Source organism: Thalassospira sp. CH_XMU1458, from assembly GCF_037027205.1.
Taxonomy (GTDB): domain Bacteria; phylum Pseudomonadota; class Alphaproteobacteria; order Rhodospirillales; family Thalassospiraceae; genus Thalassospira; species Thalassospira tepidiphila.
This window is the reverse complement of the sequence record NZ_JAYMDW010000001.1, coordinates 1159129-1172555: the sequence shown is the minus strand read 5'-3', so window position 1 is coordinate 1172555 and position 13427 is coordinate 1159129. Positions and strand designations below refer to the sequence as shown.

At 56.1% G+C, this 13427-nt stretch carries 13 protein-coding genes; 6 read left to right on the top strand and 7 right to left on the bottom strand.

All coding sequences use genetic code 11. From position 1 onward, the window contains the following. Positions 1–24: 24 nt before the first annotated feature. Positions 25–795 carry a substrate-binding periplasmic protein gene (locus WBY09_RS05355; protein ID WP_336232178.1) on the bottom strand — a complete coding sequence of 257 codons (771 nt, stop codon included), beginning with the start codon at positions 793–795 and terminating at the stop codon, positions 25–27. 112 nt (positions 796–907) lie between these two features. Beyond that, positions 908–3043: an excinuclease ABC subunit UvrB gene (gene uvrB, locus WBY09_RS05350; RefSeq protein ID WP_336232177.1), complete on the bottom strand. Its 2136-nt coding sequence runs from the start codon at positions 3041–3043 to the stop codon at positions 908–910. A gap of 316 nt (positions 3044–3359) precedes the next feature. Here uvrB and WBY09_RS05345 point away from each other — a divergent pair, with 316 nt between their 5' ends. Next, positions 3360–4562: an aspartate transaminase gene (locus WBY09_RS05345; RefSeq protein WP_296990420.1), complete on the top strand. Its 1203-nt coding sequence runs from the start codon at positions 3360–3362 to the stop codon at positions 4560–4562. A 154-nt stretch (positions 4563–4716) separates the two neighbouring features. After that, positions 4717–5523: an alpha/beta fold hydrolase gene (locus WBY09_RS05340; protein WP_336232176.1), complete on the top strand. Its 807-nt coding sequence runs from the start codon at positions 4717–4719 to the stop codon at positions 5521–5523. Between the two features lie 91 nt (positions 5524–5614). Here the strand turns inward: WBY09_RS05340 and WBY09_RS05335 are convergent, their stop codons facing one another. Continuing rightward, entirely contained in the window at positions 5615–6151 is a 537-nt protein-coding gene (locus WBY09_RS05335) for a carboxymuconolactone decarboxylase family protein (protein ID WP_064787361.1), read from the bottom strand. 181 nt (positions 6152–6332) lie between these two features. Further along, positions 6333–6860, bottom strand: coding sequence for a peroxiredoxin (locus tag WBY09_RS05330; RefSeq protein WP_008889483.1), 528 nt, complete (start codon positions 6858–6860; stop codon positions 6333–6335). Between the two features lie 165 nt (positions 6861–7025). On the opposite strand from WBY09_RS05330, the gene WBY09_RS05325 reads away from it, so the two are divergent. From WBY09_RS05325 to WBY09_RS05310, 4 genes are read left to right on the top strand one after another with little or no spacing between them, the layout of a single operon-like run. After that, positions 7026–7949 (top strand): LysR substrate-binding domain-containing protein, encoded by a 924-nt coding sequence (locus tag WBY09_RS05325; RefSeq protein ID WP_063088730.1) that lies wholly within the window; start codon positions 7026–7028, stop codon positions 7947–7949. 54 nt (positions 7950–8003) lie between these two features. Further along, a complete protein-coding gene (locus WBY09_RS05320; protein WP_336232175.1) occupies positions 8004–8969 on the top strand; it encodes a rhomboid family intramembrane serine protease in 966 nt (321 codons plus the stop codon). 36 nt (positions 8970–9005) lie between these two features. Beyond that, positions 9006–10046, top strand: a complete 1041-nt coding sequence (locus WBY09_RS05315; protein ID WP_336232174.1) for a zinc-dependent alcohol dehydrogenase family protein — start codon at positions 9006–9008, stop codon at positions 10044–10046. A gap of 3 nt (positions 10047–10049) precedes the next feature. Further along, the gene (locus tag WBY09_RS05310) at positions 10050–10562 is read left to right on the top strand and encodes a DUF2478 domain-containing protein (RefSeq protein ID WP_336232173.1); all 513 of its coding nucleotides are present in this window, start codon (positions 10050–10052) and stop codon (positions 10560–10562) included. Positions 10563–10571: 9 nt separating this feature from the next. Here WBY09_RS05310 and WBY09_RS05305 read toward each other — a convergent pair whose 3' ends face one another. The 3 genes from WBY09_RS05305 to pth form a co-directional block, all read right to left on the bottom strand. Next, positions 10572–11309 carry a glutamine amidotransferase-related protein gene (locus WBY09_RS05305; protein ID WP_336232172.1) on the bottom strand — a complete coding sequence of 246 codons (738 nt, stop codon included), beginning with the start codon at positions 11307–11309 and terminating at the stop codon, positions 10572–10574. A 143-nt stretch (positions 11310–11452) separates the two neighbouring features. Then, positions 11453–12556, bottom strand: a complete 1104-nt coding sequence (gene ychF / locus WBY09_RS05300) for a redox-regulated ATPase YchF (protein ID WP_336232171.1) — start codon at positions 12554–12556, stop codon at positions 11453–11455. Positions 12557–12620: 64 nt separating this feature from the next. Next, on the bottom strand, positions 12621–13424 hold the full coding sequence (pth, locus tag WBY09_RS05295; protein WP_336232170.1) for an aminoacyl-tRNA hydrolase: 804 nt from the start codon (positions 13422–13424) through the stop codon (positions 12621–12623). Positions 13425–13427: the final 3 nt, after the last annotated feature.

Below are 13427 nucleotides of genomic sequence, written 5' to 3'. Positions count from 1 at the left end.
CGATTCTGTTGGCCATCGGACACGTTACGAATCCGTATTCGCGTACCGGCCATAGATTTCTTCAAAGGTGCCGTCCTGGCGCATATCGATCAGGTGTTTTTCAAGTACGGTAAAGCTGCCATCGGTGAAAAAGTCCGACTGGCGCGATATCGCGATGAAAGATGGCTTTCCCTGTAACAACAAATCAGATCGCTTGATCCGAAATGGTCCGAACTTGCGGATATGGGCAATGGCAAGAAGCTCCGGTGCGATCAGTGCATCAATCCGCCCAAGATCAAGCATCCGAAATAGCGTCTCGTAATCCGCAGCTTCGACAAACCGGATATAGGGCGCCTCGCTAAATTGCCAGCCATAACTGGCCCCGCGCAGCACTCCGGTCAATTTGTGCTCAAGATCCTCGATCTCGATCACATTGGCATCCAGTGCGCCGGTATAAATCACCTTCGGCTCGCTCGGCAGGGCTGCGCCGAAATAATACATGTATTGCAAACGATCTTCGGTGCGATTGGGACCAAGCATCAGGTCCGCCTGCCCGCTCTCCATCAGGAAAAGTGCACGCTTGAACGGCACCACCTGAAACACAAGGTCAATCCCCGCACGTCGGGCGGCTTCGCGCACGACATCAACATAGATGCCGCTATAGACCGGCTCATCAGTTGTTTCGGTCACAATACGATAAGGCGGGGCATCATTGATCGCGACGATCAATGTACGTGCGGCAACCTCGTTGCCAAACCATCCTGCCCCAAGCAGGAACGCCGTGAAGACCAAACTCCAGGCTTTCAAACGCCGCATCAAGTCTTCTCCATAGCGATCACACAGCGATCTGTGTTGCTGTTGTTATATGTGATCACGACAAATATTCTCAACGGCGAATGCAACCTGTATTTGTAATTTTCTAAATATCCTAGGCCCCTTTTCTACGGCGCCCTTTGTATTTCGGTTTATTGGCCGATTTTGACCCGGGGCCAACAGTGCCAATGGTGCGCGCCATCGGCCCGGCCTCAGCCAAACCAAGTTCCTGATCCTCAAGGCGTTTGATCTCATCACGCAGACGGGCTGCTTCCTCGAACTCAAGGTTCCCGGCCGCGTCACGCATGCGTTTTTCAAGGTCTTCGATATGGGCGCGCAGGTTATGGCCAACCATGATGTCGCCCGACACCCCGGTATCAACCGTGACGTAATCCTGTTCGGCAACACTTTCGAGGACGTCGTTAATTCGCGACCGCACGGTTTCCGGCGTGATGCCATGTTCCGCGTTATAGGCCATCTGCTTTTCACGCCGGCGGTTGGTTTCGCCAATCGCGTATTCGAGGCTGTCGGTCATCTTGTCAGCATAAAGCAGTACCCGACCTTCAACGTTACGCGCCGCACGGCCAATCGTCTGAACCAGCGATGTCTTGGAACGCAAGAACCCTTCCTTATCCGCATCCAAAATCGCGACCAGCGCACATTCCGGGATATCAAGCCCCTCTCGCAGAAGGTTAATACCGACCAAAACGTCAAACACGCCAAGCCGCAAATCACGGATGATCTCGATGCGTTCCAGCGTATCAATGTCCGAATGCAGATAACGTACACGCACGCCATGCTCATGCAGGTATTCAGTCAAATCCTCTGCCATGCGCTTGGTCAGGGTGGTAACCAGAACACGCTGTCCCTTGGCGGCACATTGCTTGGCCTCGCCCAGCAAATCATCAACCTGGGTTTCAACCGGGCGCACGATACAGACCGGGTCAATCAGACCCGTCGGGCGAATAACCTGTTCGGCAAACACACCCCCCGTGCGTTCCATTTCCCAGTTACCCGGGGTCGCGGAAACAAACACGCTTTGCGGGCGCATTGCTTCCCATTCCTCGAATTTCAGCGGCCGGTTATCAACGCAACTCGGCAGGCGGAAGCCATGCTCCGCCAGGGTAAATTTGCGATTATAGTCCCCGCGATACATGCCGCCGATTTGCGGCACAGCCACGTGGCTTTCATCGACAAACAGCAATGCGTTTTCCGGCAAATATTCAAACAGGGTCGGCGGCGGCTCCCCCGGATTACGACCCGAAAGCCAGCGGGAATAGTTTTCAATCCCCTTGCAGTGGCCGACCGTTTCCATCATTTCCAGATCAAAGGTCGTGCGCTGCTCGATCCGCTCGGCCGCCAGCAACTTGCCCTCGGCCTGGAACTGCGCCAGACGGTCTTTAAGCTCCTGCTTGATGCCGGCCATCGCCTGTACCAGCGTCGGGCGCGGGGTAACGTGGTGCGAATTTGCATAAACCGTGACCGAGTCCATGCTGGCGAACTTGTGCCCGGTCAGCGGATCAAATTCCGCCAGTTCCTCGACCTCGTCGCCAAACATCGAAACCCGCCATGCCCGGTCCTCGGCGTGGGCCGGGAAGATTTCCAAAACATCGCCGCGCACCCGGAAAGTGCCGCGCGAAAAGGCCGCATCATTGCGGGTGTATTGCAACTCCACCAGACGCTTCATGATGTCGTTGCGATCAACCTCGTCACCAACCGAAATGCGCTGGGTCATCTCAAGATAGGTTTCCACCGCCCCGATACCGTAAATGCACGAAACGGACGCCACGATAATACAGTCATTGCGTTCAAGGATCGCACGCGTGGCTGCGTGGCGCATCCGGTCGATCTGCTCGTTGATCGAACTGTCTTTTTCGATATAGGTGTCGGATCGCGGGATATAGGCTTCCGGCTGGTAATAGTCGTAATAGGAAACGAAATATTCCACCGCATTATCCGGGAAGAAATGCTTCATCTCGGCATAAAGCTGGGCGGCCAGCGTCTTGTTCGGGGCCAGAACCAATGCTGGCCGCTGCGTTTTGGCGATGATGTTTGCCATCGTAAACGTCTTGCCCGACCCGGTCACGCCCAGCAGAACCTGATCGCGCTCGCCCTCACCGATACCGGCCATCAGCTCGGCAATTGCTTGCGGCTGATCACCGGCGGGCTCGTATTCGGTCACCAGTTTGAATTCCCGTGATCCTTCAACAGGCGGGCGACGTTTGGTCAAAAATTCCGGTAGCGCATTCATCGGGCAGATCCCTTTTCATTCCAACCCTAGTTATAGGTCAGATACGCCCAACCGCAAGCCCCCGCCCTGACAGTTCCTGTCAGGAAGTGTCAGGAGACGTCAGGATGTAAATCCGGGAACAACGGGTGTTTTGGCACGTTTGCAAAACAGTTCTTTCCGCTCGGACTTCTGAAAGGCTGCAAAATTGGATAAAATCATCCCAAAGAACCCGCAGAAGGCCCTAAACAGCCTTGAATTGGAATTAAGGCAGGCGTAGGGTCCGAACCGAAAGAACACGATTCTTTTCACTTCTCATAATTTCCAGGGAAACAGACCAATGGCGTTCATTGCCGACCGTTTGAGCCGTATCAAACCCTCTCCCACCATTGCTGTCACCACCAAGGCTGCCGAACTTAAGGCTGCTGGCGTTGATGTGATCGGACTTGGCGCAGGTGAGCCGGATTTCGATACCCCCGACAATATCAAAGAAGCTGCCAAAGCGGCGATTGACGCTGGCAAGACCAAATACACTCCGGTCGCCGGCACGCCGGAGCTTCGCAAGGCCATTGTCGAAAAGTTCAAGCGTGAAAACGATCTGGAATACACCATCGACGAAATCACCGTCGGTTGCGGTGGCAAGCAGACCCTGTTCAACGCGTTCTTCGCGACCCTGAACCCGGGCGACGAAGTCGTCATTCCGGCACCTTACTGGGTATCCTATCCGGACATGGCGCTGATGGCCGAAGGCACTCCGGTCATTGTTGAATGCCAGGAAGAAAACGACTTCAAAATCACCGCTGCCGAACTTGAAGCCGCGATCACGCCGAAAACCAAATGGGTTGTTCTGAACTCGCCGTCGAACCCGACCGGTGCGGCCTATTCGCGCGCCGAACTGCGTGCGCTTGCCGACGTGCTTCTGAAACATGAAAACGTCTACATCATGTCCGACGACATGTATGAGCACCTTGTCTATGACGGTTTCGAATTCACCACCATCGCCCAGGTCGAGCCGAAGCTGAAAGACCGCACGCTGACCTGTAACGGTGTGTCGAAATCCTATGCCATGACCGGCTGGCGCCTTGGTTATGCCGCAGGCCCGGTCGAGCTGATCAAGGCCATCAACAAGGTCCAGTCGCAGTCGAGCACGCATACTTCCTCGATCAGTCAGGCTGCTTCGGTCGAAGCACTCAACGGCACGCAGGACTTCCTGGCAGAACGGGCAGAAGTGTTCAAAAAGCGTCGTGACCTTGTGGTTGCCGCGCTCAACGAATGCGAAGGCCTGTCTTGCAAGACGCCTGAAGGCGCGTTTTATGTCTATCCGTCCTGCGCGGGCGCAATTGGCAAAACCACTCCGGATGGCAAGAAAATCGAAACCGACACCGACTTCGTCACCTACCTGCTTGAGGCAGAAGGCGTTGCTGCGGTTCAGGGTTCGGCATTCGGCTTGGCACCGTATTTCCGCATTTCCTATGCGACCTCGGACGATGCCCTGACCGAAGCCTGCAAACGCATCAAACGTGCGTGCGCAGCCCTGAAGTAAGGTCTGCTGTCCCAGTCTTCGGGATTAAATCGTATCAAACAGGGTCCGGCACTTGCCGGGCCCTGTTTTTTTGGTCATGATCACAATTAAATAATTACGCACCGAATTACCGATAAATCATCCAAACCACGCCCCAACAAAGATTGCCCCTCACATGAAGATCGAAAATTTCTATGCCACCGTGAACGGTATCAGCTTGTCATGTCAGCAGATCATCCCCGAGGACGTCCGCCCCGATGCGCCAACCATCCTGATGCTGCACGAGGCCCTTGGCACGATCCGCATGTGGCGCGATTTCCCGGCCAAACTGGCGACCGCGACCCGCCATCCGGTGGTTGTCTATGAACGGCGCGGCCATGGCAAATCCGACCCGCACGCGGTTGATGATATCCCGCGCGCGATTGATTTCCACAACACCGAAAGCGATGTCTATCTGCATGGCCTGATCGCGGAACTGGGCCTCGCCAAACCGATCCTGTTTGGCCATAGCGACGGGGCGACCATTGCGCTTAAATACGCCGCGCGCTTCCCGGACAACGTAACGGCAGTGATTTCCGAGGCCGCCCATGTTTTTGTCGAGGATGTCACGGTTGCCGGCATTACCGAGGCGGCAAAAATCTATGCGACAACGGATTGGAAAACCAAACTGCAACGCCATCACTTTGCCCAGACCGATGATGTCTTCCGCGCCTGGGTCGATACATGGCGGCAACCGGAATTCCGTGACTGGAACATGGTGGATGAGCTTGCCAACATCACCTGCCCGCTTCTGGTCATTCAGGGCGATGACGACCAGTTCGGCAGCGACGAACAAGTCCACACCATCTGTGCCAATACCGGCGGCCCGGTCACCAAAATGCTGATCAAGGACTGCGGCCACATCCCGCATTTCGATCAACCCGATCAGGTGATCAAGGCCAGCCTCAATCATCTCGGCCTTGCAGTACCCGCATCAGCTTAGCGGCACTCGCCCAAATCGACGCAAAACAAAAGCCCCGGCACCATAAGGTGACCGGGGCTTTCTGCTGGGCGATTGCCCGAATATTTCAGGCTTAGTCAGCCAATGCATCCTCGGCATCAATCACGACCGCAACCGCATGAATAACCGATGCGATGCGGATGGCGTTCTGGATGGTTTCCTTTTTAACGCCAGCATTCTTCAGCACCTTGTCATGGGAATCGATGCACATGCCGCAACCATTGATCGCCGAAACCGCGATCGAAAACAGTTCGAAATCGGCCTTATCAATGCCCGGCTTGCCGATGATGTTCATGCGCAGGCGGGCCGGCATGGTGCTGTATTCTTCATCCGATACCAGGTGGTTGAACCGGTAATAGATGTTGTTCATGCCCATGATGGCAGCCGCACCCTTGGCAGCTTCAATCGCCTCAGGCGTCAGTTTTTCTTTTGCTTCTGCGGCAACGGCCTTGGTCAGTTTGGCATTGCGCGATGCAAAGGCACACGCAAGGGCAGTGCCATAAACCTGCTGGTCGGTCATGCCCGGATTGTTGGCCATGCTCGAAAGGTTCAGCTTAAGGTCCTTGGCATAGGCCGGCATGGAGTCCTTGATTTCAACGATCGACGTCATGGAAAAAATCCTCTGAAGCTGTCTGAAACGATAAACGCGTAATTCAAAAACGAATGGGGGGATTGTCAGCCGTGGCAGTGCCGCACTTGGTCGGGCGCACAATGCGCAAGTCGGCAAAAGTCACAGGCTGAAAGGCGGGACCGGGCCGAGGCCCGATCCCACAAATAGGTCCGGACTGGACTTACAGGGTTTCGTCGCCCTGGTTCCAGTTGCACGGGCAAAGTTCGTCGGTCTGCAGGGCGTCGAGAATACGAAGCGCTTCCTGCGGGTTACGACCAACGTTCAGGTCGTTGACCTGTACGTGACGGATGATGTTGTCCGGGTCGATGATGAAGGTTGCGCGGAGTGCAACACCGGCGTCTTTCGCCAGAACACCAAGGGCGGTCGAGAGTTCTTTTTTCTCGTCAGCCAGCCATACGAACGGGCTGTCGCCCAAGTCTTCGTGGTGGGTACGCCATGCAGCGTGCACGAAGTCGGTGTCGGTCGAGCAACCCAGAAGAACCGCGTCACGGTCTTCGAAGTCACCATTCAGTTCGCCGTAACCAACGATCTCGGTCGGGCAAACAAAGGTGAAGTCTTTCGGCCAGAAGAACAGGATCTTCCATTTGCCTTCATAGGACTTGTCGGTAACCGGTGCGAAGCTGTCCGGGGTTTTGCCCGAAACGCCGGTAAGATTGAATTCTGGAAGCGTATCACCAACGGTAAGCATTATGGTTACTCCTAACCCAGTTTGTAAAAACAACGAGCGGCCCCCGACAGGCCGCAAAAACTTTTGTGTGCAGTTGCAAAAAATGCACTGCTTGCTAGCGATTTGTAGAGAAATGCATTACCTAAGACAAATAGATAAAACTTGGATTCTTGATAGGAAAAATTTATGGCTGCCCAACCAAGCATCAAGCAGCTCAAATACCTTGTCGCGCTGTCCGAAACCGGACATTTTGGCCGCGCTGCAGAGACTTGCTTCATTACGCAGCCAAGTTTGTCGGCTGCGATAAGCGAGCTTGAGAACCTTCTGGGCGCCCAACTGGTCGAACGCAACAAGCGTCAGGTCCTGATGACGCCACTCGGTGAAGAGGTCGTCTCGCGGGCGCGAAATATCCTTCAGGAAGTCGATGAATTAACCACCATGGCGCAGGCCGCCTCCGACCCGCTTTCGGGCCCGATCCATATTGGTGTCATTCCGACCATCGGTCCCTATCTGTTGCCTGATGTGATGGCCGCACTCAAGGCGGGCTTCCCGAAATTGCAGCCGCTTCTGCGCGAAGACCAAACCGCCAAGCTGGTGGAACTTCTGATGGCCGGCAAACTCGACCTTGCCCTGATTGCGCTGCCGATTGATGAAAACTGGCTTGAAGAGTTCGAATTGTTCGAGGACCGCTTTGTCTTTGCCTGTGCGCCGAACAATCCGCTGACGCACAAAAAGTATCTCGAAATCAGCGACATCAAGGATGAAAAACTCCTGCTGCTTGAAGACGGGCACTGCCTGCGCGATCAGGCGCTTGAAGTCTGTCAGAAGGCTGGCTGGAACAAGTCGGCTGATTTCCAGGCCAACAGTCTCTCAACCCTGGTTCAGATGGTCGGGGCCGGCATCGGTGCCACACTGTTGCCGGAAATGTCGCTTGAAGTCGAAGCCCGTCGGCCGGATCTGCTTAAGATCGTTCCGTTCGAAAATCCGGTGCCGATCCGGCGCATTGGCATGGTCTGGCGGCGCAGTTCGGCCCGCAAGCTGGAATATCGCCAGTTGGCGGCCTACCTGCGTGATCGCCTTGCCCCGCGTGATCAGGCCGTCGTCGCCTGATCGGCAGCCCGTTGCCCGCCGTACCACTTAGGACACAGACAACAGACATAGCCAATGCTGCCGATCAAGGACAACAACCCGACCACCATCACGCCATGGGTCACCTACGCGATCATTGCGATCAATGTCGTGGTGTTTCTCGGCACCGTCACCCTTGATCCGCGCGCAGCCACACTTGTGAACCTGCAATATGGTGCGATCCCGGCTGTGCTGTTTGGTCATGCCGAACTGCCACCGGGTTTTTCGCCCTTCCCGGCCGGTTTCGGGTTCCTGTCGATCTTTTCAGCCATGTTCATGCATGGCGGCTGGATGCATCTGGGTGGTAATATGCTGTATCTCTGGATCTTCGGGAACAATGTCGAAGATGCGATGGGTCATTTCCGCTTTCTGATCTTTTATCTCGCCTGTGGCGTTGCCGCTGCCCTTGGGCACGGGTTGCTTGATACCCAGTCAGAAATTCCCATGATCGGCGCATCCGGTGCGCTTGCCGGGGTGCTCGGCGCCTATTTCCTGCTTTATCCCAAGGCGCGCGTGCTGGTGTGGTTCTTCTGGGTGTTTATCTTCTATGTTCCGGCCGTGGTCGTGCTTGGCTTCTGGTTTATCACTCAGGTGATCAATTTCGGCAGTGGTGCCGGCGGTGGCATTGCATGGGTTGCCCATATCGCGGGCTTTGTCGCAGGTGTTGCCCTGATCCCACTCTTCAAGCATCGCAATGTGCCGCTGTGGCATGATGGCTCCCCCGCACCGGCCTTTGGCATCTATCGCCCCGGCCGCAAAACGCGCGGCAGCACATCGAACATCCCGCCCTGGGCGGCTGCCTACGAGGCAGAGCGCGCTGCCAAACGTGCCAATATGCGCCGCGATCAGCGCGGGCCCTGGGGCAAAGAGGGCGAGGAGCGCGATGCATCCCCGTGGGGCCGCTATCAGCCGAAATCGTCACCAAAACCAAAATCCAAACCATCGGTTGGCGTCCCGAAAGTTGTCCGCTTGCATCCGGACCGCAACAAGGACGATACTTAGGCCAAAGAAAAAATATCGTCCCAGGAGGATACCGTCATGCGCGCAGCCTACTTCACCGACTATCAGGGCCCGATCGAGGTTCAGAATGTCGCCGACCCGACCCCGCAAAATGGCGGTGTGGTCATCAAGGTCGAGGCCACCGGCCTGTGTCGCAGTGACTGGCATGGCTGGATGGGCCATGATTCCGATGTTCAGGTCCCCCATGTGCCGGGCCATGAATTTGCCGGCACCATCGTCGCGGTCGGCAAGGACATCAAACGCTGGCAGGAAGGCGATCGTGTCACCGTCCCGTTCGTATCGGGCTGCGGTCATTGCCCGGAATGCCATAGCGGCAATCATCAGGTTTGCGATCATCAATTCCAGCCGGGCTTTACCGGCTGGGGCAGCTTCGCCGAATATGTCGCGATTGATTACGCCGACACCAACCTTGTCCGCCTGCCCGATGAAATGGATTTCGCGACGGCGGCAAGCCTCGGCTGTCGCTTTGCCACCAGTTTCCGCGGCGTGATTGATCAGGGCAAGGTTTCTGCCGGTCAAAGCGTCGCCGTCCATGGCGCGGGTGGTGTTGGCCTGTCGGCGATCATGATTGCCGCGGCCGCTGGTGCCTATGTCATCGCGGTCGATATTGACGATGCCAAGCTCGACTTCGCCAAAGAAATCGGCGCCAATGCGGTGTTGAATGCCCGCGCAATCGATGACATCCCGGCCGCGATCAAGGACATCACCCGGGGTGGTGCGCATGTGTCGGTCGATGCACTTGGAAGTGCCGTGACCTGCTTTAACTCGGTCGCATCTTTGCGCAAGCGCGGCAAACATATTCAGATCGGGCTGATGACCGGTGATCATGCCCATGCCAAGGTGCCGATGGATCGCGTCGTTGCCCATGAACTTGAAATCCTTGGCAGCCACGGCATGCAGGCATTTCGCTATGACGCGATGCTCGACATGATCCTGTCTGGCAAGCTTGCCCCGCAAAAACTGATTGCCGATCGCGTCACCCTGGCAGAGGGGGCAACGGCGCTTATGAATATGGACAGCTTCTCCTCGACCGGCGTTACCGTGATTGATCGGTTCTGATCCATGCTGGCCGGTATTGCCTTTCAGCCCAAAGACCAGATTGATGATCTTCTGGCCGGGATTGCCGACACCATGTTGGAAAACGGCAAGTCGGTTGCCGGATACGTTCAAAAACGCCGCAAGGATGCCGATTGCGGAACCCTGGTGCATGTCCGCAATCTGCGCAGTGGCGATGAAATGCCGATCACGAAAAACCGTGGCAAAATGGCCAAGGGTTGCAAGCTGGATGGTGATGCGCTTTCCACCCTGGCCGCGCAGCTTGCCCGCGATGTAGAAGCCGGATCCGATATTCTGATCATTGCCCGATTTGGCCGAAGCGAGGCCGAGGGGCGCGGGCTGCGTGATGTGATTTCACGCGCGCTGGATCTGGAAATTCCGGTTCTGGTCGGGGTGCGCGATGAATATCGCGCTGCATGGGATGCGTTCCATGGCGGTTATGCGGATGCGCTGGCCCTTAACACCCAAGCCATCGAAAACTGGCTGTCGGAAGCACGCGCAGATACGCTGGCCGTCTGAGGTTGGCCGTTAGCTGCTCTGCCCGACATCGCAGGACATGCGGTTCTTGACCAGAACCTTCTCGGCAAAGCGTTCAAACCACGCCCCGAAGGCTGCATCATATTTCGCCCGCCCGGCCCGCTGGGTATCGGGGCATTGGGCGTTCGGGCGGTCGGTCTTGTCGGCCGCATTCGAAAGCCAGCGTTCATGGGCTTCGTCATCCACCTCCGGGTGGAACTGAATGCCCCAGATGCGCTCGTCAATGTGATAGGCCTGATGGGGGAATGTCGGGCCGGTCGCAATCAATTCCGCCCCGTCGGGAATACCAAACCCTTCACTGTGCCAGTGATAAACCATCAGTTCATCTGGAAACAGGTGTTCGCCTGCTTCTGTCGCCTGCACCGGGTAATAACCGATTTCGGTCATGCCTTCGGGATGGGGCACAACATCCGCACCAAGATGGCGCGCCATCATTTGCGCGCCAAGGCAAATGCCCAGATACATCGCATCACTGGCCACCACATGCGGCAACCAGTTCATGATCGCACGCACATTATCCAGATGATCATCATTGGCACTCATCGGCCCGCCAAACACGACCACCAGATGATATTTGCCAAGATCAGTCGGAAGCGGGTCCCCTTCGCCGGGACGGCGAATATCGAACTCAAACCCGTAGCGGCGCAGCACCGTTCCCAACCGCCCCGGCTGTCCGGTGGCAGAATTGAAAACAAGTAGAATGCGGTTTTTCGGGCTCAGGTCGTTCATGCGGTCCTCATTGCTGCATTAGCGAAGGTAGACCGCACCACGCCGTTTTGACAAGCCCTGCGTCACCAAAACAGCCCGACCAAAACAAAAGGCCACCGCGCAATTTACGGTGGCCTTTGGAATAATTCCGAAAAAGCGGGTGCTTAGACGTTGAATTTGAAGTGGAAGATATCGCCGTCCTTGACGATATAGGTCTTGCCTTCCTGACGCAGCTTGCCAGCATCGCGCGCGCCCGCTTCACCGTTAAATTCGATGAAATCGTCATAGGCGATGGTTTCGGCCTTAATGAAGCCGCGCTCGAAATCGGTGTGAATGACACCGGCTGCATTCGGGGCGGTCGCGCCCTTGAACACCGTCCATGCGCGTGCCTCTTTCGGACCGACCGTGAAGAAAGTCAGAAGATTAAGCAGCTTGTAGCCTTCGCGAATGATGCGCGCGAGGCCGGTTTCCGAAAGACCAAGACCTTCAAGGAACTCTTTCTTGTCTTCAGCACTGTCAAGCAGGGCAACTTCCGCCTCGATGGCCGCAGAAATCACCACCGAACGTGCACCCTGTGCCTCGGCCATGGCGGCAACCTTGGCTGAAAGTTCGTTGCCCTCAGAAGCACTGTCTTCATCGACATTGCAAACATAAAGGATCGGCTTGCTGGTCAGAAGCTGCAGCATACGAAACGCCTTGGCTTCGTCTTCGCCGTCAATCTCGACCACGCGGGCCGGTTTGCCTTCACGCAGCACTTCAAGCGCGCGTTCGATCAGATCCATCGCCAGCTTGGCGTCCTTGTCGTTCGAACGCGCCTTTTTCTGCAAACCCGGAATACGTTTTTCCAGGCTTTCCATATCGGCCAGCATCAGTTCGGTTTCGATGGTTTCCGCATCCCGGACCGGATCGACCGAGTTGTCGACATGGGTGATGTCATCATCTTCAAAACAGCGCAGCACGTGCACGATGGCATCGGTTTCACGAATGTTGGCAAGGAACTGGTTGCCAAGGCCCTCGCCCTTCGATGCACCACGGACCAGACCGGCAATATCGACAAATTCCAACTGGGTCGGAATGATGTTGGCCGAATTTGCGATTGCCGCGATCTTGTCAAGGCGCTCGTCCGGAACGCTGACACGACCGGTATTGGGCTCAATCGTGCAGAACGGGAAGTTTGCTGCCTCGGCTGCTGCCGTCTGGGTCAGGGCGTTAAAAAGGGTCGATTTACCAACGTTAGGCAGACCGACAATACCGCATTTGAATCCCATCTTTCCGGGCTCCGTCACTTGAATTTCTGTTTATCAGGATCGGTTTGCGTATGTGCAAACCAGACTATTTCTTTTTGCCAAATGCCTTGGCAAGCGCTTCGGCCATGGCCGAGGCTGCATTACTTACCGGGGTATCGGCGCGCTCAAGCCGCACCTTTGCCGCCCCTGAAAGATCATTGATGCCTTCACCTGCCTGCGGCTCGGTTGATGCATCTTTGTCTTTCTCGCCCTTTTTGCCCTTATCGCCCCCGGGCTTGTCAGCAGCCGGTTTGTCTTTTTTCGGCGCCTTTGGCTTGGGCGGTGAAACAATGGCGGAAACCTTGCTCATAAAGCCGCCATCATCGCCCTTGGTCAGGCGTCCGAATTCCGCGGCCACCGCATCCAGAAGCGTCATCAGCCAGCCATCCTGTTCGGCCTTGGAGAAATCCCCAAGCACATGACCATGCACGCGGGACTTTTCCCCCGGATGACCAATGCCCAAACGAACGCGGCGATATTCCTTGCCACAATGGGCGTCAATCGATCGCAAACCGTTATGGCCGCCATGGCCGCCGCCGCGTTTGACGCGCAGCTTGCCTGGTGGCAGGTCCAGCTCATCATGCAGGACAATAACGTCTTCGACCGGAATCTTGTAAAAGCGCAGCACTTCGCCAACGCTTTGCCCCGAAAGGTTCATGAAGGTTTCCGGTTTCAGAACCAGAACCTTTTGGCCGTTCAATTCACCTTCGGAAATCTGGCCCTGGAATTTCTTGCGCCAGGGACCAAAAGAATAGCGGCGGACGAGTTCGTCCGCCGCCATGAAGCCAATGTTGTGACGATTGGCGGCATATCCCGATCCCGGGTTTCCCAATCCAACCACCAGAAACATCGT

Bases quoted from the DNA above. Each gene is read 5' to 3' on its own strand.
- WBY09_RS05345 (WP_296990420.1), top strand. From the start codon at position 3,360: ATGGCGTTCATTGCCGACCGTTTGAGCCGTATCAAACCCTCTCCCACC.
- WBY09_RS05320 (WP_336232175.1), top strand. From the start codon at position 8,004: ATGCTGCCGATCAAGGACAACAACCCGACCACCATCACGCCATGGGTC.
- ychF (WP_336232171.1), bottom strand. From the start codon at position 12,556: ATGGGATTCAAATGCGGTATTGTCGGTCTGCCTAACGTTGGTAAATCG.
- pth (WP_336232170.1), bottom strand. From the start codon at position 13,424: ATGTTTCTGGTGGTTGGATTGGGAAACCCGGGATCGGGATATGCCGCC.
- WBY09_RS05310 (WP_336232173.1), top strand. From the start codon at position 10,050: ATGCTGGCCGGTATTGCCTTTCAGCCCAAAGACCAGATTGATGATCTT.
- WBY09_RS05330 (WP_008889483.1), bottom strand. From the start codon at position 6,860: ATGCTTACCGTTGGTGATACGCTTCCAGAATTCAATCTTACCGGCGTT.
- WBY09_RS05315 (WP_336232174.1), top strand. From the start codon at position 9,006: ATGCGCGCAGCCTACTTCACCGACTATCAGGGCCCGATCGAGGTTCAG.
- WBY09_RS05355 (WP_336232178.1), bottom strand. From the start codon at position 795: ATGCGGCGTTTGAAAGCCTGGAGTTTGGTCTTCACGGCGTTCCTGCTT.
- WBY09_RS05340 (WP_336232176.1), top strand. From the start codon at position 4,717: ATGAAGATCGAAAATTTCTATGCCACCGTGAACGGTATCAGCTTGTCA.
- WBY09_RS05325 (WP_063088730.1), top strand. From the start codon at position 7,026: ATGGCTGCCCAACCAAGCATCAAGCAGCTCAAATACCTTGTCGCGCTG.
- WBY09_RS05305 (WP_336232172.1), bottom strand. From the start codon at position 11,309: ATGAACGACCTGAGCCCGAAAAACCGCATTCTACTTGTTTTCAATTCT.
- WBY09_RS05335 (WP_064787361.1), bottom strand. From the start codon at position 6,151: ATGACGTCGATCGTTGAAATCAAGGACTCCATGCCGGCCTATGCCAAG.
- uvrB (WP_336232177.1), bottom strand. From the start codon at position 3,043: ATGAATGCGCTACCGGAATTTTTGACCAAACGTCGCCCGCCTGTTGAA.